This window comes from Longimicrobium sp. (assembly GCF_035474595.1).
Lineage (GTDB): Bacteria > Gemmatimonadota > Gemmatimonadetes > Longimicrobiales > Longimicrobiaceae > Longimicrobium.
In genome coordinates this window covers 1-22,866 of the sequence record NZ_DATIND010000054.1, presented here as the reverse complement: position 1 = coordinate 22,866, position 22,866 = coordinate 1, and the positions used below count along the sequence as shown (strand labels likewise).

At 69.6% G+C, this 22,866-nt stretch carries 22 protein-coding genes; 14 read left to right on the top strand and 8 right to left on the bottom strand.

Features of this window, described 5'->3' with window-relative positions; translation table 11 throughout:
* Nucleotides 1–178 precede the first annotated feature (178 nt).
* Together VLK66_RS10240 and VLK66_RS10235 are read right to left on the bottom strand one after the other, a co-directional pair.
* Nucleotides 179–1,129: a DUF4440 domain-containing protein gene (locus tag VLK66_RS10240; protein ID WP_325309308.1), complete on the bottom strand. Its 951-nt coding sequence runs from the start codon at nucleotides 1,127–1,129 to the stop codon at nucleotides 179–181.
* A gap of 340 nt (nucleotides 1,130–1,469) precedes the next feature.
* Nucleotides 1,470–1,910, bottom strand: coding sequence for a MarR family winged helix-turn-helix transcriptional regulator (locus VLK66_RS10235; protein WP_325309307.1), 441 nt, complete (start codon nucleotides 1,908–1,910; stop codon nucleotides 1,470–1,472).
* Nucleotides 1,911–1,985: 75 nt separating this feature from the next.
* Here VLK66_RS10235 and VLK66_RS10230 point away from each other — a divergent pair, with 75 nt between their 5' ends.
* The 5 genes from VLK66_RS10230 (at nucleotide 1,986) to VLK66_RS10210 (ending at nucleotide 6,845) form a co-directional block, all read left to right on the top strand.
* Entirely contained in the window at nucleotides 1,986–2,372 is a 387-nt protein-coding gene (locus VLK66_RS10230; protein ID WP_325309306.1) for a VOC family protein, read from the top strand.
* Nucleotides 2,373–2,541: 169 nt separating this feature from the next.
* On the top strand, nucleotides 2,542–3,147 hold the full coding sequence (locus VLK66_RS10225) for a GNAT family protein (RefSeq protein ID WP_325309305.1): 606 nt from the start codon (nucleotides 2,542–2,544) through the stop codon (nucleotides 3,145–3,147).
* Nucleotides 3,144–4,664, top strand: a complete 1,521-nt coding sequence (dacB, locus tag VLK66_RS10220; protein ID WP_325309304.1) for a D-alanyl-D-alanine carboxypeptidase/D-alanyl-D-alanine endopeptidase — start codon at nucleotides 3,144–3,146, stop codon at nucleotides 4,662–4,664. The genes VLK66_RS10225 and dacB overlap by 4 nt, the downstream gene beginning before the upstream one ends.
* A gap of 208 nt (nucleotides 4,665–4,872) precedes the next feature.
* Nucleotides 4,873–5,214: a DUF485 domain-containing protein gene (locus VLK66_RS10215; protein WP_325309303.1), complete on the top strand. Its 342-nt coding sequence runs from the start codon at nucleotides 4,873–4,875 to the stop codon at nucleotides 5,212–5,214.
* Between the two features lie 14 nt (nucleotides 5,215–5,228).
* Nucleotides 5,229–6,845 (top strand): solute symporter family protein, encoded by a 1,617-nt coding sequence (locus VLK66_RS10210; protein ID WP_414676465.1) that lies wholly within the window; start codon nucleotides 5,229–5,231, stop codon nucleotides 6,843–6,845.
* A 27-nt stretch (nucleotides 6,846–6,872) separates the two neighbouring features.
* On the opposite strand, the gene VLK66_RS10205 is transcribed toward VLK66_RS10210, so the two are convergent.
* The 4 genes from VLK66_RS10205 to VLK66_RS10190 all read right to left on the bottom strand — a co-directional run bounded on the left by VLK66_RS10205 (nucleotide 6,873) and on the right by VLK66_RS10190 (nucleotide 12,463).
* Nucleotides 6,873–8,195, bottom strand: a complete 1,323-nt coding sequence (locus VLK66_RS10205; protein WP_325309301.1) for a hypothetical protein — start codon at nucleotides 8,193–8,195, stop codon at nucleotides 6,873–6,875.
* 258 nt (nucleotides 8,196–8,453) lie between these two features.
* Nucleotides 8,454–9,128, bottom strand: a complete 675-nt coding sequence (locus VLK66_RS10200) for a hypothetical protein (protein WP_325309300.1) — start codon at nucleotides 9,126–9,128, stop codon at nucleotides 8,454–8,456.
* A 175-nt stretch (nucleotides 9,129–9,303) separates the two neighbouring features.
* On the bottom strand, nucleotides 9,304–11,322 hold the full coding sequence (gene acs, locus VLK66_RS10195) for an acetate--CoA ligase (protein ID WP_325309299.1): 2,019 nt from the start codon (nucleotides 11,320–11,322) through the stop codon (nucleotides 9,304–9,306).
* Nucleotides 11,323–11,665: 343 nt separating this feature from the next.
* Nucleotides 11,666–12,463: an SDR family oxidoreductase gene (locus VLK66_RS10190; RefSeq protein ID WP_414676464.1), complete on the bottom strand. Its 798-nt coding sequence runs from the start codon at nucleotides 12,461–12,463 to the stop codon at nucleotides 11,666–11,668.
* Between the two features lie 263 nt (nucleotides 12,464–12,726).
* On the opposite strand from VLK66_RS10190, the gene VLK66_RS10185 reads away from it, so the two are divergent.
* Both VLK66_RS10185 and VLK66_RS10180 read left to right on the top strand, forming a co-directional pair.
* Nucleotides 12,727–13,215 carry a GNAT family N-acetyltransferase gene (locus tag VLK66_RS10185; protein WP_325309297.1) on the top strand — a complete coding sequence of 163 codons (489 nt, stop codon included), beginning with the start codon at nucleotides 12,727–12,729 and terminating at the stop codon, nucleotides 13,213–13,215.
* 411 nt (nucleotides 13,216–13,626) lie between these two features.
* The gene (locus VLK66_RS10180; protein ID WP_325309296.1) at nucleotides 13,627–14,154 is read left to right on the top strand and encodes a hypothetical protein; all 528 of its coding nucleotides are present in this window, start codon (nucleotides 13,627–13,629) and stop codon (nucleotides 14,152–14,154) included.
* 204 nt (nucleotides 14,155–14,358) lie between these two features.
* Here the strand turns inward: VLK66_RS10180 and VLK66_RS10175 are convergent, their stop codons facing one another.
* The gene (locus VLK66_RS10175; RefSeq protein WP_325309295.1) at nucleotides 14,359–15,663 is read right to left on the bottom strand and encodes an APC family permease; all 1,305 of its coding nucleotides are present in this window, start codon (nucleotides 15,661–15,663) and stop codon (nucleotides 14,359–14,361) included.
* 238 nt (nucleotides 15,664–15,901) lie between these two features.
* On the opposite strand from VLK66_RS10175, the gene VLK66_RS10170 reads away from it, so the two are divergent.
* Nucleotides 15,902–16,543 (top strand): Ig-like domain-containing protein, encoded by a 642-nt coding sequence (locus VLK66_RS10170; protein WP_325309294.1) that lies wholly within the window; start codon nucleotides 15,902–15,904, stop codon nucleotides 16,541–16,543.
* 71 nt (nucleotides 16,544–16,614) lie between these two features.
* On the opposite strand, the gene VLK66_RS10165 is transcribed toward VLK66_RS10170, so the two are convergent.
* Nucleotides 16,615–16,836 carry a KTSC domain-containing protein gene (locus tag VLK66_RS10165; protein ID WP_325309293.1) on the bottom strand — a complete coding sequence of 74 codons (222 nt, stop codon included), beginning with the start codon at nucleotides 16,834–16,836 and terminating at the stop codon, nucleotides 16,615–16,617.
* Between the two features lie 301 nt (nucleotides 16,837–17,137).
* On the opposite strand from VLK66_RS10165, the gene VLK66_RS10160 reads away from it, so the two are divergent.
* From VLK66_RS10160 to VLK66_RS10135, 6 genes are all read left to right on the top strand, one after another.
* Entirely contained in the window at nucleotides 17,138–17,863 is a 726-nt protein-coding gene (locus VLK66_RS10160; protein ID WP_325309292.1) for a class I SAM-dependent methyltransferase, read from the top strand.
* Nucleotides 17,864–18,297: 434 nt separating this feature from the next.
* Complete coding sequence (gene lepB / locus VLK66_RS10155; RefSeq protein ID WP_325309291.1) at nucleotides 18,298–19,119, top strand: signal peptidase I; 822 nt, start codon at nucleotides 18,298–18,300, stop codon at nucleotides 19,117–19,119.
* Nucleotides 19,120–19,123: 4 nt separating this feature from the next.
* The gene (locus VLK66_RS10150; RefSeq protein WP_325309290.1) at nucleotides 19,124–20,497 is read left to right on the top strand and encodes a cytochrome P450; all 1,374 of its coding nucleotides are present in this window, start codon (nucleotides 19,124–19,126) and stop codon (nucleotides 20,495–20,497) included.
* Between the two features lie 146 nt (nucleotides 20,498–20,643).
* The gene (locus VLK66_RS10145) at nucleotides 20,644–20,829 is read left to right on the top strand and encodes a hypothetical protein (protein ID WP_325309289.1); all 186 of its coding nucleotides are present in this window, start codon (nucleotides 20,644–20,646) and stop codon (nucleotides 20,827–20,829) included.
* A gap of 59 nt (nucleotides 20,830–20,888) precedes the next feature.
* On the top strand, nucleotides 20,889–21,470 hold the full coding sequence (locus VLK66_RS10140; protein WP_325309288.1) for a GNAT family N-acetyltransferase: 582 nt from the start codon (nucleotides 20,889–20,891) through the stop codon (nucleotides 21,468–21,470).
* Nucleotides 21,471–21,507: 37 nt separating this feature from the next.
* Entirely contained in the window at nucleotides 21,508–22,665 is a 1,158-nt protein-coding gene (locus VLK66_RS10135) for a M20/M25/M40 family metallo-hydrolase (protein WP_325309287.1), read from the top strand.
* The last annotated feature ends 201 nt before the right edge of the window (nucleotides 22,666–22,866 follow it).

The following is a 22,866-nucleotide window of genomic DNA, read 5'->3' as shown; positions in this document are numbered from 1 at the left end:
GGCGGAGGGTCGCTCTCAAATACGCGCCGCCGCATCGTTTGCGCAAGCATCAGCGCCGCGCGGGAGAGTGGTACGGGCGGACGGGGGGTCCGGTTTCGGGCGCGGGATGGAAAGACGGACGCCCGGCCTTTGGGGGCCGGGCGCCCGAGCACCTTCCGCCGGGGTGCGAGCCCGCGGGTCAGTGCGTGCCGGGAGCGCGCGAGGTGCCGCCGTCGGCCACGTACTTCCAGGCGCCGTTCGGCTGGCGCTGCCAGATGGTGATGTACTTGCTGAAGCTGGCGCCGGCGGGCGAGCCGTCGGGGTTCAGCAGCTGCGTCTTCGCGTAGCCGATGGTGTAGCCCAGGTCGCCGCTGCCGGCGATGCCGCCCGCCACCGGGCCCCAGCTCAGCACGAAGCCGCCGCCGTCGCCGAAGCCCGCGCCGATGGCCTCGGGGCCGTAGTCCGGCGTCGCCACGGCGATGGCCGTGGGCGCGGCGAAGGTCACGAACGCGGTCTTCGCGTTCTGCGCCACCGACATCGCCGCGAAGTCGCGGTCGGCCTGCAGCACGTCGTCCACCGTGGCCGCCGACGCGGCGGCGCCCTGCACGCCGTTGTCGGTGGGGGTGCCGAAGCCGGCGGGGACCTCGCCCGCCGCGGGGACGGTGTAGAGCGCCGGGGTGCTGGCCTTCACCTTCCACGACCCGTCCGCCTGCTTCACCCAGTACGAGATGAGGCGCAGGTAGACGGTGGCGCCGTTGTCGCGCCGCGTGGTGGTGCCGTAGCCGATGGTGTAGCCCGCGCTGCCGTCGGCCGACACGTCGGCGCGGATGGTGGTCCACCGCATGGAGCCGATGAGCACCGCGGTCTGCAGGTAGTCGCGCGCGGCGGGGATGCCGACCAGCACGTCCACGCGCGAGGGAAGGAACTCGCCGTCCTCGGTCATCCAGCTGGTGTACCCGTTCACCACGTCGGCGGCGGTGGCCTGCTCGCGGGCGGCGTCGGCGGCCAGCAGCTCCTGCCGCGCCTGCTTCAGGTTCACGCGCCACGCGCTGGCGCTGGGCTGCGCGGCCACGGCCACGGGGGACTGCGACGCGTCGGCGCAACCGGCGGCCGCCACCAGGATCATCGCCATCACGGCATTCTTCTTCATCGTCGCCTCGCTCGCTCCATCTTGGGTGGATCGGGAACCTGCGCCGTCTCCGGCGCCGCGGGCATCTCCCGCGCTGGTCGCAGATGGAACGACGATGCTCCGGCGGATGTTGCGGACCGGCAGCGACCTGCGGGGATTTTGCGGCGGGATGCGGCGGCGGTGCGGCGAACGGTGGAGGAGATGGAGATTCGGCGGGGTGGCGAAGGGGCCAAGGGCGGCTGAAGCCGCAGCGCCGCAGCAACAACAACGGAAAGCCTCGCAAACTGCGCGAGGGTTCACCTGCAACAGCCGTGGGCGCAAACCGGAACCCCGTCTCGCACCGATGCCAGTCCGAGCGGTCCTATCTCAGCGCCGCTTCAATGATCTCCGCCGCACGCTCCAAGGTCTGGAGATCCGTATCGGGGAGCGCGGCGAGGCGGGCGGCGAGGTCGGTGATGCGGCGGGTGCGGGCGTCGGCGAGGATGCGGCGGCCCTTGTCCGTGGCGCGGACGCGGGCGATGCGGCGGTCGGCAGCGTCGGTCTCGCGCTCGACCAGGCCGTCCGCCTCCAGGTTGCGGACGATGCGCGTCATCGACGGCGGCGTCACCTGCTCCGCCGCGGCCAGCTCGCCCAGCGTCCGCGCGCCGCCGAACACGAGCACGGACAGCGCGGAGAGATGCGGCGCCGTCACCCCGCTCTCGTCGTCCTGGCGGCGGACGCGGCGCAGCAGGTGGATGCTGGCGGAGTGCAGCCGGTCCGCCACGCGCTCGACCCGCTCCCGATCCGAGTCTCCAATCATCATGCTTGACAATTTAGTTAGTCAAACTAAATAATCAAGGAAGATGATGGAGATGGGGCTTCTCACGCGGAGGTGGAGATGAGCGGCATGGGGATCGGGATCACGGACGTGGGGCAGATCGCCGTCAACGTCCACGACGTGCAGCGGGCGATCGGATTCTACCGCGACGTACTGGGGCTGCCGCTGCTGTTCGAGATCCCCAACGCGGCGTTCTTCCAGGCCGGCTCCGTGCGTCTGTATCTGGCGAAACCGGAGAAGCCGGAGCACGACCACCCTTCCTCCATCCTCTACTACAAGGTGCCGGACATCCGCGCCGCGTTCGAGTCGATCCGCACCGCCGGCGCGCAGGTGGAGGGCGAGCCGCACCTGCTCGCGCGGATGCCGGACCACGAGCTGTGGATGGCCTTCTTCCGCGACAGCGAGGGGAACATGGCCGCGCTGATGAGCGAGGTCCGCGACAGCTGAATCTCACGCGGAGACGCAGAGAACTCCGTTCGAGCGGTGAGTTCTCTGCGTCTCCGCGTCTCCGCGTGAGCCATCAGGACGGCCCGATCCGGCGCGGATGCTAGTGCGCCACTGCAATGGTGCGTAGGATGTCACGCTCGCGCCTCGCACTCACCCAGATTCGCACCGGATGCTGATCTCGCCCATCACGCTCGAGGGCCGCCACGTGCGCCTGGTGCCGCTCACGATCGAGCACGTTCCCGCGCTCTGGGCGGTGGCGGACGACGACGACATCTGGCGGTGGACGCTCAGCCATCCACGCTCCGAGGAGGACATGCGCCGCTACGTGCAGGCGGCGCTGGACGCGGAGGAGGAGGGCGCCGCGCTTCCGTTCGCCACGCTGGACGCGGCGTCGGGGCGGGTGATCGGGAGCACGCGCTACCACAACGTGGAGCCGCGGCACCGGCGTGTGGAGATCGGCTACACCTGGCTGGCGCGGCCCTGGCAGCGAACGCCGGCGAACACCGAGGCGAAGTATCTCATGCTCCGCCACGCCTTCGAATCGCTGGGCTGCGTGCGCGTGGAGCTGCGCACCGACGCGCTGAACGAGCGCAGCCGCAACGCCATCGCCCGCATTGGCGGAGTGCAGGAGGGCATCCTGCGCCGCCACATGGCCACGGACGACGGCCGCTTCCGCGATACCGTGTACTACAGCATTCTCGACGACGAATGGCCCGGGGTGAAGCAGCGCCTCGAGGCCCGGCTCGCGCGCCCCTGGACCCCGGCCGCCCCATGACGATGCATCTCCCGAAGCGCATCTCCACCCTGCTGTTCGCCCCCGCGCTCGCGTCGTGCGCGGCCGCGGCGGCGAGCACGCCTCCGCCCGCCCCGGCGCCGGCGCCCGTCCCCGCGCGGACGGGATTCGCGGCGGCGCTGGACTCCATCTTCGGCGACACCACCTTCGCGGGCGCCAACTGGGGCGTGGTGGTGAAGTCGCTGGAGACGGGCGCCACGCTGTACGAGCGCAACGGCGGGAAGATGTTCGTCCCCGCAAGCAACATGAAGCTGGTGACGGGGAGCACGGCGCTGGAGACGCTGGGGCCCGACTTCCGCTACCGCACCGTGGTCGCCGCCACGGGCCCGGTCGCGAACGGCGAGCTGCGCGGCGACCTGGTGGTGGTCGGCAGCGGGGATCCGACCATCGCCGCCGACTTCCACGGCGGCGACGCGCGCGCCGTGTTCCGCGCGTGGGCGGACTCGCTGCGCGCGCACGGCGTCCGCCGCATCACCGGCCGCGTGATCGGCGACGACGACGTGTTCGACGACGTGCCGTACGGCCGCGGCTGGGCGTGGGACGACATGAATGACGACTACTCGGCCGAGATCGGCGGGCTGGAGTTCAACCTCGGCGTCGCCGGCGTCACGGTCGCCCGCGGCGCGGCACCGGGCACGGCACCCGTCGTCACGCTCGACCCGGCGACGGCGTACATCCCCGCGACGGTGGCCGCGCGCACCGCCGCCCCCGGCGCGATGGAGCAGATCGAGGTGACGCGGCAGGACACCGGCCCCGGCATCGTCATCTCCGGCGAGATCCCCGCGGACACGCCGGCAGTGCGAACGCTCGTCGCCATCCGCAACAACACTGCGTACTTCTCCACCGTGCTGCGGGAGACGCTGATCGCCTCCGGCATCGCGGTCGGCGGCGCGGCGGTGGACCAGGACGAGCTGGCGCCGGCGATGCGGCCGTCTTCGCGCCAGACGCTGTTCACGCAGACGTCGCCGCCGCTCAGCGAGATCCTGCACGGATTTCTGAAGCCCAGCCAGAACCAGATCGGCGAGCTGCTGCTGAAGACGGAGGGCCGCGTGCTGCGCGGGCAGGGCACGGCGAGCGCGGGGATCGCCGCGGTGGACAGCGCCACGCGGGCGTGGGGTCTCCCGCCGCGGCGCCTGGCGCAGGCGGACGGGTCGGGGCTCTCGCGCTACAACCTGGTGGCGCCGTGGTTCCTGATCGGCATCCTGGAGCACATGCGCCGCAGCCCCAACTTCCAGACCTTCTACGACGCCCTCCCCGTAGCCGGAGTGGACGGAACGCTGGCGGGGCGGATGAAGGGGACGCCGCTGCAGGGCAACGTCCACGCGAAGACGGGCACGGTCAGCAACGTGCGCTCGCTCAGCGGCTACATGACCACGGCCGCGGGCGAGCCGATGGTGTTCAGCATGATCGTGAACCACCACACCGTCACCTCGCGCGACGCCGACCGCCTGGCCGAAGCCGCGCTGCTGCGCCTGTACAACCTGCCGCGCACGCGCTGACCGGGCGATTCCTATACGTCCGTCGATCTCACGCGGAGACGCGAAGGCGCGGAGAGCTCCCTCCGGGCGATGAGTTCTCTGCGTCTCCGCGTCTCCGCGTGAGATCCCTGGTGAGCTTGTAAAACGCGGGCGCGGCGCGTACCATGCGTTCCCGATCTCCATCCTCCCGAAGCACCGACCGCCGCCGATCCCCTCGCCGGAGCGCGCGATGCCCGACCCCATGCCCGACCGTCGTCCGCAGCCCGCGCTGGACTGGCCCGCGATCGAGGCGGAGCCCGCGTTCCGCGACCTGGTGGCGGCCAAGCGCCGGTTCATGATCCCCGCCACGGTGTTCTTCGTCGTCTACTACTTCGCCCTTCCCATCCTGGTGGGCTACTTCCCGCGGGTGATGGAGCGGGACGTGATCGGCAAGATCAACCTGGCGTATCTCTTCGCGCTGTCGCAGTTCGTGATGGCGTGGGTGCTGATGGCGATGTACGTCCGCCGCGCGCGCGACTTCGACGCACGCGAGCACGAGATCGTGTCGCGCCACACCGGGAGGCCGTCGTGAACACCGCGCTCGTGATGTTCATCGGCTTCATCGCCGTCACGCTGGTCATCACCTACTGGGCGTCGCGCCGGACGAAGACGACGGCCGAGTTCTACAGCGCCGGGCGCAGCATCACCGGCTTCCAGAACGGGTGGGCGGTGGCGGGCGACTACATGTCGGCCGCGTCGTTCCTGGGGATCGCGGGGCTGATCGCGTTCTACGGCTACGACGGGTTCATGTACTCGGTCGGCTGGCTGGTCGCCTATCTCACGGTCCTGCTCCTGGTGGCCGAGCCGCTCCGCAACACGGGGCGGTACACGATGGCCGACGTGCTGGCCTTCCGCTTCCGCCAGCCCGCGGTGCGCACCGTCGCCGCCATCAGCACGCTCGTCGTCTCGCTGGTCTACATGATCGCGCAGATGGTGGGCGCGGGATCGATCGTCTCGCTGCTGATCCCGCAGATCGGCTTCAGCACCGCCATCGTCATCGTGGGCGTGCTGATGCTGGTGTACGTGATCTTCGGGGGGATGCTGGCGACCACGTGGGTGCAGATCATCAAGGCGGCGCTGCTGATGGGCGGCACCATCCTGCTGTCGATCCTGGTGCTGGCGAAGTTCGGCTTCTCGCTGACGGAGTTCTTCGCCGCGGTGGCGAAGGTGACGGGGAAGTACTGCGAGGTGGGAACGCTGAAGGACGGCGCCTGCCCGGGCGGCGCGGCGCCGGTGGCGCGCGACTTCACGCAGCCGGGGCTGTACTACCACGGGAAGTGGGGCGCGCTCTCGCTGATGTCGCTGGGGGTGGCGCTGATCTTCGGCACCGCGGGGCTGCCGCACATCCTGGTGCGCTTCTACACCGTGCCCGACAGCAAGGCCGCGCGCAAGTCGGTGGTCTGGGCGATGATCCTGATCGGCGCGTTCTACATCATGACCACGTTCCTCGGCTTCGGCGCCGCTACGCTGGTGGGCAAGGGGAACATCGGGGTGATGAAGGACGGCGCGCTGGTGCCCAACCAGAACCTGGCCGCGCCGCTGCTGGCCGAGAAGCTGGGCGGAGAGGTGTTCCTCTCCTTCGTCGCGGCGATCGCGTTCGCCACGATCCTGGCCGTCGTCGCGGGACTGACCATCGCCAGCTCGTCGGCGTTCGCGCACGACATCTGGTTCAACGTGGTGAAGCGCGGCCGCGCCGTGGTGGACCGCGAGCAGGTGCTGGTGGCCCGCATCGCCGCCGCGGGGATCGGCGCGCTGTCGATCGTGCTGGCGATCTCGCTCAGGACGCTGAACGTGGCCTTCCTCGTGGGCCTCGCCTTCGCGGTCGCGGCGAGCGCCAACGTCCCCGCGATCCTGCTGACGCTGTACTGGCGCCGCTTCAACACCAACGGCATGGTCGCGGGGATGGTGGTCGGCCTGCTCGCGTCGGTGATCCTGATCATCCTGAGCCCCGCCGTGATGGGGATCGACGCACCGACCGCGGCGACGAAGCACCTGATCCAGGCCGCCCCCATCTTCCCGCTCGACAACCCGGCGATCGTCTCGGTGCCGCTCGGCTTCCTCGCCGCGATCCTCGGCTCGCTCCTCACCCGCGCCCGCGCCGACGGCGAGCAGCTGTACAGCGAGCTCAACGTCCGCGCGAACACGGGGCTGGGGGCGGTGTGAAGTGTCGGCCGACGGGTTCCAAGTGGGCTAGAAGTGGCCGTGAACCGCGAAGAACGGGTGCAAGACGCGCTGTCGAGTGGCGCGGCTCAGGACGTTCGGATCGGTCGTGCGGTTCTGTGAGTCGAGGCCGGGGATTGCGCTGATCTCCGATGCGTACGCACCTCCGAATGTTAGCCGGAACCATTCCAGGCCGATGGTGATTCCCCCCAGGAGGTCGGTCGAGTTCTCGATCTGGCTGAGGTCCTTCACGCCGACTCCGAAGGTGGGGCCCAGCGTGACCGTCCCTCCCGGGTGCCACAGATAGCTCAGAAAGAGGGACGGTGGCACCGACAGGTCGTGCACGGTGTCGGCCTGCACTCGCAGCGTATCACCGGTCAGCTTCGAGACGCTGAAGTTCGCGCGATCTCCGAACACGAAGGCAAGGCCAGTGGAGAACTCGAATCCGTGCGCAACGGGCTTGATCACGGCGAGCGCGATGCCTTCCGTCGATGTGGGCCGGAGAGGCGTGTAAGCGTCGCCGAGCCGGTTTTGTATGCGCAGGCGGATCAGCTCATCAGTTCCGCTGTTGTAATTGTAGACCCGGGTAATCGGACCGAGGTACAGTCGCTCCAACTCGTGCCAGAAACGCACGACGCCGCCGGCTGCGTCGCGGACGGCCTTGTAGCGCGCCTGCTGGTCCGGCGTTGGCGACGTGATCGCCTGGAATCGGGCGTCCAGCTCTGCGATAAGCGCCGCATCCGATGCCAGGAACGGACGAATGGGGTTTTCGACGCCCCTCAGGGTTTCGCGAATGCTGTTGGTGACCTCACGTCCCTCTTCCGCAGTCGTACCGTTGAAGAGGTCGGTTTCGCGAATGAGGGCCAGCAGAAGCTCGGCGGCGCTTTCGATTCCGCCAGCGAAGCAGGTGAAATCCGCAGTGGGATCTCCCCTGCGCGCCTCGCACGTCTCTCTCGCTTCCCGGGCAGCCGCGAGAGTGGGATGCTGCACCTGAGCGGGGGCAGCTGACCGAAGCGCGAACAAGGTGCGAAAGGCGTCTCGCGCACTCTGGTCCTCGACAAATTGCTCGCCAGTCAGGTCATAGCTGTAGATGAGCGGATTCGCGTCCAGCACCGTCACGCGCAGCGTTTCCTTGGGATACAACGCGGTCGTGTGGCGACGCCGCAAGTCCCAGTGACATAACTGAACCACGTCCGCATCCGTCCGTGGGGCGCAATCGCCCGACGACGAACTCCCGGAGCCGTTCTGCTGCTGTTGCTGCTGCTGTCGGTTCCGCTGCTGAGCTCCTCCCTTGGAGGAATTGGCGAAGCTCGTCACGCACAGCAGCAATACCAGGGGGAGGCGGCGCATCATGGCAGGAACTCCAGAGCACGTGGAAAACGATCATGGAGATGGCGGCACAAAGAAGCATTCCCACTATTGGATGGACTAAACCGGAGGATTTACATCCATAAAACGAATGGAGACGCTCCCGCTGATCCGCGGGACGCCTCCACTCAGGTTGCATTTTTCCTTGGCGGTGGGACTTACCCCTTACGCGCCATGGCGCCGATCTTTCAGACCACGTAGTCGCTCAGCTCTAGCGGTCCTCCATCGGCTCCTTGGCCCGGGCTACCGGCTTTCCGCTTTCTTCTTGAGCGTCTCCAGATACGCCGCCAGCGTGCTCGTGAGGTGATTGAAGCCGTCCGCTCCGCCGCCCAGCAAGCCCGCGGTGAGCAGGACGTCGAGCGCAATCCAGTGGCGCGGAATCGGCGAGCCGAACTTCACGATGATCCCCAGCATCCGGGCACCGGCGAGCGCAACGAGCAGCCCCAGGCTTCCGCCGAGCAGAAACGCGACTCGCGTCTTCATCTCCTTGATGTCCGCGGCCTTGTCGCTCGCTTCCTGAAGCTGGGTCTTCGCCGCGTGGCGAAGCGCAGCCGGTTCACCCGCCTCGTGCTTCAGAAGCGCGGCGGCCGCGTTCCGGCTCGCGACGGTGTCTTCCGCGTCGAGCGTGGCCAATGCCACCCGCGCCCGTTCCGCCTGCATGTCGAGGGCATGCTCTTCGGGTTCGATCCAGAGACCAAAGAACACCTGGATTGTCCGCTCGATCAGGACGGCAATCACGAGGAATGGGGCCAGCTTGGTCCCGATCGTGGCCGGAGTGAGGTCGGGCTGGAAGACGATCGGTCCGGGCAGTTCGGTGGTTTTCCAGAACAGAAGCGCATAAAGCGTCCAGAGCCCTGCAGCCAGCAGCGCGACCATTCCGATCGTTCTCGTATTTTTTTCCTGCTGCGCGATGTCCATGGCGGCCTCCTGTAACTTGGGGTGGGTGATCGAAAGGTTGAGCCACGCTCTAATTCGAGTGTGAAGGTGTCAGGATATGAGTTGGACGAGTGATGCCGTTTTACACGTCGCAAGCGACAGCTAAAAGAGCGCCCCTGTGCAGGAGCGCCCTTCCGTAGTGGACCGCGTGTCAACGTCAGCCCTCCCGCGCCTCGTACTCCCCCTTCAGCCGCGCCACCACGCTCGGGTCCGCGAGCGTCGTCGTATCCCCCAGTGCCCGGCCCTCCGCGATGTCCTTCAGCAACCGCCGCATGATCTTGCCGCTTCTCGTCTTCGGCAGGTCGCCGGCGAAGAGGATGGCGTCGGGGCGGGCGATGGCGCCGATCTTCTTCACCACGTGGTCGCTCAGCTCGCGCTTCAGCTCCTCCGTGGGCTCCTGGCCCTCCTTCAGCGTGACGAACGCGGCGACGGCCTGGCCCTTCAGCTCGTGCGCCTTGCCCACCACCGCGGCCTCGGCCACGGCGGGGTGGTCGACGAGGGCCGACTCGACCTCCATGGTGCCGATGCGGTGGCCTGCCACGTTCAGCACGTCGTCGATGCGCCCGATCACCCAGTAGTAGCCGCGCTCGTCGCGCTTGGCCCCGTCGCCGGGGAAGTAGACGCTCTCGCCGGGCTGCTCGTCGTCGCCCGAACTGACCGTCTTCCCCTCCCACTTGGTCCAGTAGGTGTTGCGGTAGCGCTCGGGGTCGCCCCAGATGCCGCGCAGCATCGACGGCCAGGGGCGGCGGATGGCCAGGAATCCCCCGCCCCGCGGCACCACCTGGCCGTCCAGCGTCAGGATCTCGGCGCGGATGCCGGGGAACGGCGTGGTGGCGGAGCCCGGCACCGTCTCGGTGATGCCGGGGAGCGGGGTGATCATGATCGCCCCCGTCTCCGTCTGCCACCACGTGTCCACGATGGGGCAGTGCTCGTGGCCGATGGTCTTGTGATACCAGACCCACGCCTCGGGGTTGATGGGCTCGCCCACCGTGCCCAGGAGGCGGAGCGAAGAAAGGTCGTGCTGCGCGGGGAACTCCGTTCCCCACTTCATGAACGCGCGGATCGCGGTGGGCGCGGTGTAGAAGATGGTGACGCGGTAGTCCTCGATCAGCTTCCAGAAGCGCGCGCGGTCCGGCCAGTCCGGGGCGCCCTCGTACATCAGCACGGTGGCGCCGTTGGCCAGCGGGCCGTAGACGATGTACGAGTGCCCCGTCACCCAGCCGACGTCGGCGGTGCACCAGTAGACGTCGTCGTCCTTCAGGTCGAACACCAGCTTCGTGGTCGCGTAGCACTGCGTGAGGTAGCCGCCGGTGGTGTGCATGATCCCCTTCGGCTTCCCCGTGGTCCCCGAGGTGTAGAGGATGTAGAGCAGATCCTCGCTCTCCATCTCCTCCGCGGGGCACTCGCCGGGCTCGCCGTCCACCAGGTCGTGCCACCAGACGTCGCGGCCCTCCGCCATCCTCGCATCGCCCAGCGTCTCGCCGTCCGCGCCGTGGCGGCGGACGACGACCACGTGGGCGATGGTGGGGCAGCCGCCTTCCTCCTCAATGGCCTCGTCGGCCGCGCGCTTGAGCGCCACGGTGCCGCCACGCCGGTATCCCGCGTCGGCGGTGATCAGCACGCGGGCCTCGGCGTCGCGGATGCGGTCGCGCAGGCTCTCGGCGCTGAATCCCCCGAACACCACGCTGTGCGCGGCGCCGATGCGGGCGCAGGCGAGCATGGCGACGGCCGCCTCGGGGATCATCGGCAGATAGATCGCGACGCGGTCGCCCTTCTTCACCCCCAGCTTCTTCAGCGCGTTGGCGGCGCGGCCGACCTCGGATTGAAGCTCGGCGTAGGTGAAGGCGCGCTTGTCCCCGGGCTCGCCCTCCCACAGCATCGCGGTCTTGCCGCCGCGGCCGGCCTCGACGTGGCGGTCCAGGCAGTTGTACGCGGCGTTCAGCTTTCCGCCGGTGAACCACCTGCTGTACGGCGGCTCCCACTCGAGAACCCGGTCCCACTTGCGGAACCAGTGGAGCTGCTCGGCCCACCCGGCCCAGTACGCCTCGGGGTCCCGGTCCGCCTGCGCGTAGATGCCGGGGTCGCGCGCGTTGGCCTGCGCGGCGAACCCGGCCGGCGGCGCAAAGGTGCGGTCTTCCTGGAGCAGGGAGTCGAGCGTGGGTTCGGTCGATGCCATCCGTGGATTCTCCTGCGGCCGGGCGCGTGGCGAATGGGCGTTCGTTCGGGATTCAGGGGGACGGATGATGCGTCCCGCGCGAGCCACGCCGCAAGTCCCCGGCCCGGGCCGGGACAAGGATCAGGAGATAGCGGCGGAGCGGGATGAGGATTGAGATGGGGATGGAGGATGGGGGATGCAGATGGTGGGGAAGATGCCACTGAAGTGGGGGCTACAACGGCACGCAGTCCGCCTTCGCGGCGCCTTCGCGGACTTCATATCGGCGCGGGAGAGCTCCGGTGCGCCACCCCACGCCTGTCATCTCGAGTGCCGCCGGGCATCTGCGCGAGACTTCCCGGCCTGATCAATCCGCGAAGGTGCGGAAGAAGTCATCGAGGCGACGGCGGCCGTAGGATGGTGCGACGCAGTCGACCTGGCTGACTGCGGCGCCGAAGGCGAGGAGCGCGGCCATGCGGCGGTTGAACGGGCGCATCACCGTGGCGGAGGCGCGGAAGATGGCTGGCGGAACGCGCGTCAGCCGCGGCTCGCGGCCGAAGGCGCGGAAGGCGAGCTCGACGATCTGCGCGCGCGTCATCACGTCCGGGCCGCCGACGGAGATCTCGCGCGCGTCACCGGCGACAGCGGCGGCGCAGACCTCGGCCAGGTCGGCCTCGTGGATGGGGTTCGTGTACGCCTCGCCGGTGCCGATCACGATGCCGCGGCCCTGCTTCGCCATCTTCGCGATCTCGCCGAAGAAGGAGAAGAAGCCGGTCGGGCGGATGATGGCGTGGTCCATCCCCGACGTTTTCAGCTCGTCCGCGATGCGCTCGTGGGCGTCGGCGTACTCCAGCCCGCGCATCCCCCGCGCGCCGAAGACGGAGACGTACACGAACTTGCGCGCGCCGGCGCCGCGCGCCGCCGCCAGCAGGTTGCGGTTGCCGCCCCAGTCCACCTCCAGCGGGCCGCGGCGGTCGCGCAGGCTGCTCAGGCTCATGGATGCGCCCGCGCAGGAGAACACGACGTCCGCGCCCGCGCACGCGGCGGCGAGCGACGGCGGGTCGAGCAGGTCGCTACGGACCGTCTCGTCCGCGGCGCCAACGGAGCGCGCGGGGTCGCGCACCAGCGCGCGGACGCGGTAGCCGCGCGCCCTCAGCTCCGTCACCACGCATCGCCCGAGATGCCCTGACGCTCCCGCCACCAGCACCGTCTCCATCTCCGTCTCCCGTCGTCGTCGGTTGGGTGATCTCGATCCCGGCGCGAATCTCAAGTCGATGACGAGCGTGGATGATCAGAAGATCCCCGCATCTCCATCGCCCCTTCTCCCGACCCGTTCGTGGGGAGATGCCGGACGCGCGGGACTCGCGGGCCGCGCATCGCCCGCCTACCTTGCGCGACCGATCTTCATCCACCGAACGACGGAATCCCATGCCCGACGCCGTGACCGTCCGCCCCGCCACGCCCGCGGACGGCGACACCTGGCTGGCGCTGGTCGACGCGCTGGCCGACTACGAGAAGCTGGACCGCCCCACGCCCGACGCGCGCGGGCGCCTGCTGAACGACGCGTTCGGCCCCGATCCGCACCGCATCCAGGTGTACATCGCCGAGGTGGACGGGCGCGCCGTGGCGTACGCCATCACCTGCGAGACGTACTCGTCGTTCCTGGCGCTGCCAACGCTGTACCTGGAGGACATTTTCGTGCTCCCCGACGCGCGGCGGCACGGCATCGGCCGCACGATGTTCCGCTACCTCGCCGGCGAGGCGGTGCGGCGCGGGTGCGGGCGGATGGAGTGGGTGGTGCTCGACTGGAACCAGCTCGCGATCGACTTCTACGACAAGCTGGGCGCCCGGCGGATGACGGAGTGGTACACGTATCGGCTGACGGCGGAGCAGCTTCGGGAGGTCGCAGAGGGATAGGTGCGGAAGTGCGTGAGTGCGGAAGTGCGGAAGTGCGGAAAGGTGTGTACGATGGCCGATGGCGATGGTGGTGGTGGCGGCGAAAATGCGGCTGAAGCCGCGGCTACAACGGCGCACACTCCGCCTGCGCGGAGTTCGTGGCGAGGAACCGCACGTGCGCCGGAACGCGCGCCGATGAAGTCCGCGAAGGCGTCGCGAAGGCGGGCTGCGTGATGTTGTAGCCGCGAGCTCACTCGCATTTTTCGCGCACCCATCTCCGCCGCCCGCAACACCATTCCCTTGTCGCGCACCGCCCATCTCCGCATCACTCACAGATCGGTCGCGCCGGTGTCCCGAATCGGGCGTCCGCGAACCGGCGGGAGGTGCGGGGGTAATCAGCGGGTGAGCGATGGGGATGACGAACCACCAGCGATGACGACGATGCCCGCGACGACCTTCGACCGTATGCCCGACGACGCCCGGCTGTTTGTGTTCGCCGCGCCGCGCCCGCTGAACGACGGCGAGGCGGCCGCGCTGCTGCAGCGCGTGGACGGCTTCCTGGAGCGCTGGGCCGCGCACGGTGCGCCGGTGCTGGGCGCGCGCGACTTCCGCGACGGACGCTTCCTCCTGGTGGCCGCGGACGAGCGGGCGACCGGCGTCTCCGGGTGCAGCATCGACTCGCTGCAGCACGCGCTGGCCGACGCCGAGGGCGTGCTGGGCACCGACCTCCGCCGCGGCGCGTCGCTCGTCTACTGGCGCGACGCGTCGGGCGAGGTGAAGTCGGCCGAGCGCGGGGAATTCCGGCGCCTGGCCCAGGCCGGCGAGGTCGCCGACGACACCGTCGTCTTCGACAACACCGTCACCGATGTCGGCGCCATCCGCGCCGGGCGCTGGGAGACGCGCCTCCGCGATGCCTGGCACGCGCGGGCCTTCCCCATCGGCGCCGCCGCCGCCGGCTGACGATTCGCATCGCCCCAACACGGCGCCCCTTCCGATCGCGATCGGAGGGGGCGTTCTGCTTCGTTCGGAGTGAATCCGCGGCTGACGTGCTGGACCGGTTATGGATCCTTCGGCCTGCAACCGTCTGCGCAGGCAAAGCTTACCGCGTGGTCGGCCTCAGGATGACGTCTTTCTCTGGGGACGGACGTGGTGTCCCGTCGATGATCAACGGCGGGCGGCGCGGGCGGCGAAGTAGATGAGCGCGGCGGCGGCGAGGACGCCGGCCACGACGGCCCACTCGAGCGGCTTCACGGACGTGACCATGTAGGCGATGGCGGCGAGGGCGAGGAACGGCACCACGCCCGCCGCGGGGACGCGGAAGGGGATGCCGCCCGCGCGCACGTCGCGGCGGCGGAGCTCCCACGCGGCCAGGCAGCACCCCGCGTACAGCAGCAGCGTGGACAGGTTCGCCAGGATCGCCAGCTTCTCGAAGCCGCTGGTGACGGCGAGGATGCACACGATCACCCCCTGCACCACGATGGCCACCCACGGCGTGTGCCAGCGCGGGTGCACCGCCGCCAGCTGCCTCGGCAGAAAGCCGTCGCGGCCCAGCGCGAAGAGCGCGCGCGGCACCGCCAGCGTCATCCCACCCACGTAGCCGAACATCGACACGGCGGCGCCGGCCAGCATCATCGCGCGGCCGGCGGGGCCGAGCGCGACGGCCGCCGCGTCCGCCAGCGGCGTGCTGGACGTGGCCAGCGCGTCGCCCAGCAGCCCCTGCGACACCAGGTGCAGGCCGATGTACAGCAGCGTGATCCCGATCATCGCCAGCGCGATGGCGCGGGGGATGGTCCGGGCCACGTCGCGCACCTCGCCGCTCGGCACCAGTGCCGTCTCGATCCCCGCGAACGCGAAGATCAGCAGCACCGACGTCCGCGCCACCTGGCCGCCCGACGGAGCGCCGTGCCACGCCAGGTTCCCCGCCTTCACCGCGAACGCGCCGGCGACCAGCAACAGGAGCAGAGGCAGGAGCTTGGCGATGGTGAAGACGACGTTCACCGCCGTCCCCTGCCGCACACCGCGCACGTTCACCGCCGACAGCAGCGCGAAGGTGGCCACGAGCACCGCCGCGCGCGCCGCCGGTCCGCCCAGCGCCGGCACCAGCGCGCCGACCGCGTCCGCGAAGAGCGTCGCCACCGCGGCGAGGGCGAGCGTGCCGACGGCCCACAGCAGCACGCCGGAGAGGAAGCCCGCCAGCGATCCGAACGCGACTTCCACGTACGCGTACGGCCCGCCGGTGAGGGCCACGCGGCTTCCCGCCTCGGCGAAGCAGAGGACGATCAGTCCCATCGCCACCGCGCACACGAGGTAGGCGATCGGCGCGGCCGAGCCGAGCTGCCCCGCCACGAACGCGGGGAGCCGGAAGATGCCGCCGCCCACCGTGATGTTGACGATGCTCGCGGCCAGGCCCCAGATCCCCACCACGCGAACCAGGCGGCTGTCCGCGGCGGGCGCTTCTTCAGGAATCATCGTGGGGCGGGAGATCGAGGGGCGGCGGAGGGATGACCGGGAGCGCGCGAAGGATCGTCCCCGCGCATCGACTCCGCAAGCGCGGCGTGCGCCCGCGGCGTGCGATGCGGTTCGGCCATGCGGAAAGTCTTACCTTTCACGACTGTGCTTGCGATCAAATCAAACGCTCATCATCTTCATAGTCCCACATGCGCCGTGGTGTTCGGGCGCGCGGACACGCTGGACTCCGGAGGACTTCATGAGGCACGGAAGACGGTGGATGGGCGCGATCGTGCTGGCCGCCATGGCCGGTGCGTGCGGCGAAGGCGCGGGCACGCGGAACGGCGGGCTCAGTCCCACCGCGCCGCGGCTCTCCGGCGCGACCACGCACGTGGCGGTGAGCTGCCCGGTGAAGATGGACTTCGGCGCGTCGGCTACGTGCGCCGCGTACGGCTACGACTCGAACAACGTGTTCACCAACAGCGGCGTCACGTCGTGGTCGTCCTCGAACACCTCGCTCGCGACCATCACCTCCGGCGGCACGGTGACGGCGGGCTCCACCGGCGGAACGGTGACCATCACCGCCGTGATCGACGGCATCCCGGGGTCGACGACCATCCAGATCGTGCCACCGCTCTCCGTGAGCATCGGCGGCCGCAGCACGGTGCGCACGAACGCGGAGTGCTACTTCTGGGCGACCCCGTCCGGCGGAACGGCCCCGTACACGTACACGTGGAGCCAGACGTGGGGGACTGGCTACAGCGACGGCTTCGACGGCTACTACGCGCGGAGCTCCACCAGCTACACGCTGTACGTGACCGTCCACGACGCCAACAACGTCACCGCGACGGCCGCCAAGAACGTGACGGTGAGCTCCAGCGCCGCGCTCTGCCCGTTTTGACCTCTCCGCGGCACGGCCGAACGCCCCGGACGCGAACTGCGTCCGGGGCGTTCGTGTCAGCCGGTCCGCGCCTACTCCGGCGGACGCACCTTCTTCACGCGGTAGCGCGGCTTGATGCGCTTGTTCAGGTACCGGCCGAGCGATTCGGACCGGCGCAGGCGCTCGGCCTCGGTGGCGGGAACGTCCAGGTAGTCGTACACCCCGCCGTTGATGAACTCCACCTCGAGCGTGTGGCTGCTTTCTTCATAGCCCACGCTGCGGACGCTGCTGGAATCGACACGCTGCCTGTCCACGAATCACCTCCTCCATTCAGATCATCCCTTGCTTTTGCGCCCGTAAACGGTGTACACTAATCGTGCCATAGTAAACGTAGTTAATGACGAGACGGCAAGACGGCGGATCTGGCAGGTCACGCGAACCCTGCCAGGGCCCCTGCCGATGCTTCGGCACCTCGGCGATGCCCGCGGCCGCAGTCCCGCAGGGACTTTGTGCAGTTGTTGCCCCCGAATTCATTCGGGGCCGGAGCGAGGGATTGGAGGGTAGACCGATGGGGAAGATGAAGATGAAGATGAAGATGAAGGAGGATCCCGCCGCATGAGCTCGCCCGACCCCGTTGCCGAGGAGCACGCGCCGCTGGAGGCGTGGGACGATGCCGCGGATGCGTGGGCCGCCGCCGTCCGCGGCGGCACCGACCCGCGCCGCGCGCTGACCGACCGCGCCATCCTCGACCTGGTGCGCCAGGTGCCCACCGGCCCGGTGCTGGACCTGGGCTGCGGCGAGGGGTGGCTGGCGCGCGAGCTGGCGTCGCGGCGGCACGAGGTCACCGCGCTGGACGGCTCCGCGCGGATGATCGCGCTGGCCGAGGCCGCGGGCGGCAAGATCGAGTACGGGCATACCCCCTTCGCCGAGGCGGGCGAGAACCCGCGCAAGCTGCGGGGCGCCTACGGCACCATCATCTTCAACTTCTCGCTGCTGGACGCGCGCATCACCCCCGTCCTGGCCGCGGCGGGGGCGGTGCTCTTCCCCTACGGCCGCATCCTCATCCAGGCCGCGCACCCGGCCGCCATGATCGGCGACGCCTCCGGCTACCGCGACGGCTGGCGGATGATGGAGGAGGCCGCGCCCGGGGTGAAGCTCATCCGCCCCATCCCCTGGTACTTCCGCACCTTCACCACCTGGGTGCTGGAGCTGCGCCGCGCCGGCCTCCTGCTCGTGGAAACGTACGAGCCGCTGGATCCCGAGACCGGCCGCCCCGTCTCGCTCCTCCTGCACGTCACCATCCCCGAGCGGCGGCCGAAGCGGAGTGCGGAACCGCGATAATGCGGAAGTGCGGGAGTGCGGAAGTGCGGGAGTGCGCTGGTTCAGCGCGAGCAACGAAATCGGGGCGGCGTCCCGGCGTGGACCCTCACCCGAAAAGATGAAGGGCGAGACAGAACTGCCGTCTCGCCCTTCATCTTTTCGCCCTCTCCCGACAGCAGGAGAGGTGGACGGCAACAGCAGTTCAGCGCACGCGAAGTCGCAGTTCCCCCTCTCCCAGCCGGTTTTGGGAGAGGGGTGGCGAGCGGAGCGAGCCGGGGAGAGGGCCGGGAAACTTTCGCTCCCCGCCGGCGTACTGTGGCGGGGCCGGGCGGCTTGTGGAAGCACGCCGCGCGGCGGATATTCGTACGGCCCGCACCCACCCCTCCAGAGTGCCGCACGGCAGGCCCGGACGCCTGCTCGATGGCCGGGCCGCATCCACCGCACGCGTGAGCACAGTGCCGACCTCTCAGACCCGGGCGGGGGCTCGCTCCAGGGCCGCCGCCAAGGACAAGCCGGACGCGAAGAAGAAGAACGAGACGCTCGAATGGATCAAGTCCATCGGGGCGGCCGTCGTGCTTTTCCTCATCATCCGCACCTTCCTGGTCCAGGCGTACAACATCCCCTCCAACAGCATGGAGCAGACGCTGCTGGTGGGCGACTACCTGATGGCCAACAACGCGGTGTTCGGCGCGCACATCCCGTTCACCGGGTGGCGCGTGCCCGGATTCCGCGACCCGCGCCACGGCGAGATCGTCGTCTTCCGCCCCACCTATAACCGCCCCGAGGAAGACGTGGTGAAGCGGGTGATCGGGCTTCCCGGCGACACGCTGCAGGGGCGCGACGGGGCCGTGTACCGCAACGGGAAGAAGCTGGACGAGCCGTACGTGCAGCACAGCGGGCGGCAGGCCGACGGCCCCATCGGCTTCGACGGCTCGCAGGGCGGCCCGCCGCCGGAGACGGACCCGGCGCGCTACGGCTACCACAACCACATCCCCGCGCTGCTGCCGGCCGTCAACCGGGCCACCTACCAGCCCACGCGCGACAACTGGGGCCCGCTCGTCGTCCCCAAAGGCAGCTACTGGGTGATGGGCGACAACCGCGACGAGTCGCTGGACTCGCGCTTCATGGGCTTCATCCCCCGCGACGTGATCCGCGGCAAGCCGCTGTTCATCTACTTCAGCGTGGACCAGGAGAAGGATTCGCCCTTCCCGCACTTCCTGACCGCCGCGCGCTGGGGCCGCATCGGCACCGGCATCCACTCCTGCTGCGAGAAGTAGCCGCGTGAGCACCGGGGCCGCTTCCCGCGCGGGGGCCGGCCCCGCCGCCCTCCCCGAGCCGCCCGGCCCGGGGCGCGGCCTCCCCTTCAGGCAGCTGGCGGACTTCCGCCGCGACCCGCTGGCCTTCCTAGAGCGCGTCCACCGCCGCTGGGGCGACGTGGCGCGCTTTCGCTTCGGCCCGCGCAGCGTGTACCTCCTCGCGCACCCCGACCAGATCCGCGACGTGCTGGTCACCCGGCACCGCAACTTCATCAAGAGCCGCGCGCTGCAGCGCGCCCGCGTCATCCTGGGCGAGGGGCTGCTGACCAGCGAGGGCGAGCACCACCTCCGCCAGCGGCGGCTGGCGCAGCCCGCCTTCCACCGCGAGCGCATCGCCGCGCTGGGCCGCACCATGGTGCGGTACGCCGCGCGGACGGCGGGCGAGTGGCAGGGCGGGCGGGAGATGGAGGTCACGCGGGAGATGAACCGCCTGACGCTGGCCATCGCCGGGAAGACGCTCTTCGGCGCCGACGTCGAGGCCGAGGCGGACGAGATCGGCGGCGCGCTGAGCACGGCGCTGCTGGCGTTCAAGCGGCTGACGAATCCGCTCGGCCCCATCCTGGACCGCCTTCCGCTGCCGCAGACGATCCGCGTGCGCCGCGCGGCGGAGCGGCTGGACGCCACCATCTACCGCATGATCGACGAGCGGCGCCGGAGCGGCGAGGACCGCGGCGACCTGCTGTCCATGCTCCTGGCCGCGCGCGACGAGGAAGGCGACGGCGGGGGGATGACGGACCTGCAGCTGCGCGACGAGGCGCTCACGCTCTTCCTGGCCGGGCACGAGACCACGGCCAACGCGCTGGCGTGGACCTGGCATCTGCTGGCGCGGAACCCGGAGGCCGAGGCCGCGCTCCACGCCGAGCTGGACGCCGCGCTCGCCGGCCGCGCCCCCGCGGTGAACGACCTGCCGCGCCTCCCGTACACCCGCGCCGTCCTGGCAGAGTCGATGCGCATGCGCCCGCCCGCGTGGGTCATCGGCCGCGAGCCGAAGGAGGACTTCGAGGCGGGGGGATTCCGCATCCGCGCGCGGTCGGTGGTGATGCTGAGCCCGTGGATCACGCACCACGACCCGCGCTGGTGGCCCGAGCCCGAGCGCTTCGACCCCGCCCGATGGACGCCGGAGATGGAGGCGGCGCTCCCGCGCTTCGCCTACTTTCCCTTCGGCGGCGGCCCGCGCAAGTGCATCGGCGAGGGCTTCGCGTGGACGGAAGGCATCCTCGTGCTGGCCACGCTGGCCCAGCGCTGGCGCCTCCGCCCCGCCCCCGGCGCCGAGGTGGGCCGCGAGCCCCTCATCACCCTGCGCCCCACGGGCCTCCGGATGATCGCGGAGCCGCGGTAGGGCACGAGTTTCGGTATCCCGGAGGAGGGCTACCAACCCTTTTCCGGATCGGGATCGAATCCTCGATTCGCCGCATGGATGCGGACTTGACGTTCGGGACAGGCGTGGCTAACTTGAACAGAGCAACGCGCAACTTGGAGACGAACATGGATCCCTACCGACGCACACCGGAACTCTCGCCGGAAGGAACGCGGGAGATTCTGGAGGAGATGGCGAATCCTCCCAAGGACACGCCCGAGCGCCGCGCGACCTTCGAGCGGGGACGCTTGATGGCCGAAGTGAGAAAGCGGTCCAACGTTTCCACTGAGGCGCTGGAGAAATTGTTGAAGTGATCGAGTGAACGACGCTGTTGTGCAAACAAGGCGGGTCGACTGGCGGCCCGCCTCTTTCTTTGCCCATCAACCTCGTCGCGTGGATGCCTGCCTCCCCGGAATTCCCTCTGGACGAGCTGGTGGTCCGGGCCATGGATGGATCTCCCGACAGCGGATTCGACTGCGGCCGCGCGGACCAGACGGATTTCCTTTACGAGCGCGCCTGGGAAGATCACCAGGCGCAGCTCTCCGTCACCTACCTGTACTACTTCGGCGGAATCCTGGCCGCCTACGCCACGGTCGGCATGGACGCGCTTCCGCTCGCCCGGAGCGAGCGCGATCCTGCCATGCGGTACCGGGATGTCAGCGCAATGAAGCTGGCGCAGCTCGGGGTGCACCGACCTTTTCAGGGAATGGGACTCGGGAGAGTCGTGGTCGGCGACATCGTCGAGCTCGCGCGCGACGAAGCATTGCGTGTGGGGTGCAGATACCTCACGCTGGATGCGCAGCCGGACCTCGTCGGATGGTACGAATCGATGGGCTTCGAGCGTAACGTGCTTCGGCAGGCTCAACGGATCCGGGACGCCATCGAGCACCGCCGCGATCCCGACACCATCGCGGTCAGCATGCGGTTCGATCTTCGCAAGCACATCCGAGGCTGAGGACTGCGCCTGCCTAACGAATCTCGGGAGATGGGAGATGGAAGCCGACCGTGAATACTTCGTCGACACGCTGGGCGCGCTCGTCCGCATCAACTCGATCAACCCGGCGTTCAGCGACGGGTCGACGAACGAAAGCGAGGCCGCCGGGTGGACGGCGAAGGAGATGGAGCGGCTGGGGATGAGCGTGCGGCGCTTCGAGGCGGAGCCGGGGCGGGCGAGCGTGGTCGGCGTGCTTCCCGGCTCCGGCGGCGGGCGCTCGCTGATGCTGTACGCGCACCTCGACACCGTGGGGATCGAGGGGATGCCTGAGCCGTTCGCGGCCGAGGTGCGCGACGGGAAGATGTACGGCCGCGGCGCCTACGACATGAAGGCCGGCCTGGCCGCGGCGCTCGCGGCGGTGAAGGCACTGCGCGACGCCGGCGCGAGCCTCGCCGGCGACGTGCTGATCGCCGCGGTGGCGGACGAGGAGGTGGCGAGCATCGGGATGCAGGAGGTGCTGCGCCACGTGACCGCCGACGCGGCGATCGTGACCGAGCCGACGGAGTTGGAAGTCGGCCTGGCACACAAGGGGTTCAGCTGGATCGAGGTGGAGACGTTCGGACGCGCAGCGCACGGGAGCCAGTTCGGGGTGGGGATCGACGCGAACCTGCGGATGGGGCGGTTCCTGGCGCGGCTGGACGCGCTGGAGCAGGAGCTGCGCAACTCCGAGCCGCACCCGCTGGTCGGCCCGCCGTCGCTGCACGCCGCGGTGCTGAACGGCGGCACCGGCGCCAGCACCTACGCCGCGCACTGCAGGCTGACCGTCGAGCGGCGGATGGTTCCCGGGGAGACGGAGGAGCTCGTCGTCGGCCAGCTCCGGGCCATCGCCGACGCGCTGGCGGAGGAGGACTCGACCTTCCGCGCCGAGGTCCGCGCCACGCTCACCCGCGACTCGTTCGAGGTGCCCGCGGACGCGGCGATCGTGCGCAGGGTGCTCGCCGCCGCTGCGGAGGTGCTCGGCCGCACGCCGGTGACGCGCGGATTTCCGTTCTGGATGGACGCCGCCTTCCTCGCCGCCGCCGGCGTGGAGACGGTGGTGATCGGCGGCTCCGGCGCGGGCGCGCACGAGACCGAGGAGTGGGTCGACATCGAATCGCACGTGCAGCTCGCCACCATCCTCGCCCGCACCGCCGCATCCTACTGCGCGGCGGGGTGATGGAGATGCGGGGCGAAGGCTCGCATCGGCTGTCTCCGTGTCTGACGTGCGGGACCGGCAATAGATCCTTGATAGCAATCTTTTTCGTTGACATCAGGAAAGAGGCACCAGTTGGAAGCTGGCTTTCCGCGCGTTGCTCCAGACGCGCTCGAAGTCGTCGGGGTTGAGGCGCTTCGAGTGACGCAGCCGCAGGAGATGGTC

What these genes read in the sequence shown, in the direction of transcription:
- VLK66_RS10235 (WP_325309307.1), bottom strand. Translation starts at nt 1,910, where the DNA reads ATGATGATTGGAGACTCGGATCGGGAGCGGGTCGAGCGCGTGGCGGAC.
- dacB (WP_325309304.1), top strand. Translation starts at nt 3,144, where the DNA reads ATGACGATGCATCTCCCGAAGCGCATCTCCACCCTGCTGTTCGCCCCC.
- VLK66_RS10160 (WP_325309292.1), top strand. Translation starts at nt 17,138, where the DNA reads ATGAGCTCGCCCGACCCCGTTGCCGAGGAGCACGCGCCGCTGGAGGCG.
- VLK66_RS10180 (WP_325309296.1), top strand. Translation starts at nt 13,627, where the DNA reads ATGACGACGATGCCCGCGACGACCTTCGACCGTATGCCCGACGACGCC.
- VLK66_RS10185 (WP_325309297.1), top strand. Translation starts at nt 12,727, where the DNA reads ATGCCCGACGCCGTGACCGTCCGCCCCGCCACGCCCGCGGACGGCGAC.
- VLK66_RS10215 (WP_325309303.1), top strand. Translation starts at nt 4,873, where the DNA reads ATGCCCGACCCCATGCCCGACCGTCGTCCGCAGCCCGCGCTGGACTGG.
- VLK66_RS10210 (WP_414676465.1), top strand. Translation starts at nt 5,229, where the DNA reads ATGTTCATCGGCTTCATCGCCGTCACGCTGGTCATCACCTACTGGGCG.
- VLK66_RS10230 (WP_325309306.1), top strand. Translation starts at nt 1,986, where the DNA reads ATGAGCGGCATGGGGATCGGGATCACGGACGTGGGGCAGATCGCCGTC.
- acs (WP_325309299.1), bottom strand. Translation starts at nt 11,322, where the DNA reads ATGGCATCGACCGAACCCACGCTCGACTCCCTGCTCCAGGAAGACCGC.
- VLK66_RS10225 (WP_325309305.1), top strand. Translation starts at nt 2,542, where the DNA reads ATGCTGATCTCGCCCATCACGCTCGAGGGCCGCCACGTGCGCCTGGTG.
- VLK66_RS10145 (WP_325309289.1), top strand. Translation starts at nt 20,644, where the DNA reads ATGGATCCCTACCGACGCACACCGGAACTCTCGCCGGAAGGAACGCGG.
- VLK66_RS10175 (WP_325309295.1), bottom strand. Translation starts at nt 15,663, where the DNA reads ATGATTCCTGAAGAAGCGCCCGCCGCGGACAGCCGCCTGGTTCGCGTG.
- VLK66_RS10240 (WP_325309308.1), bottom strand. Translation starts at nt 1,129, where the DNA reads ATGAAGAAGAATGCCGTGATGGCGATGATCCTGGTGGCGGCCGCCGGT.
- VLK66_RS10135 (WP_325309287.1), top strand. Translation starts at nt 21,508, where the DNA reads ATGGAAGCCGACCGTGAATACTTCGTCGACACGCTGGGCGCGCTCGTC.
- VLK66_RS10205 (WP_325309301.1), bottom strand. Translation starts at nt 8,195, where the DNA reads ATGATGCGCCGCCTCCCCCTGGTATTGCTGCTGTGCGTGACGAGCTTC.
- VLK66_RS10200 (WP_325309300.1), bottom strand. Translation starts at nt 9,128, where the DNA reads ATGGACATCGCGCAGCAGGAAAAAAATACGAGAACGATCGGAATGGTC.
- VLK66_RS10170 (WP_325309294.1), top strand. Translation starts at nt 15,902, where the DNA reads ATGAGGCACGGAAGACGGTGGATGGGCGCGATCGTGCTGGCCGCCATG.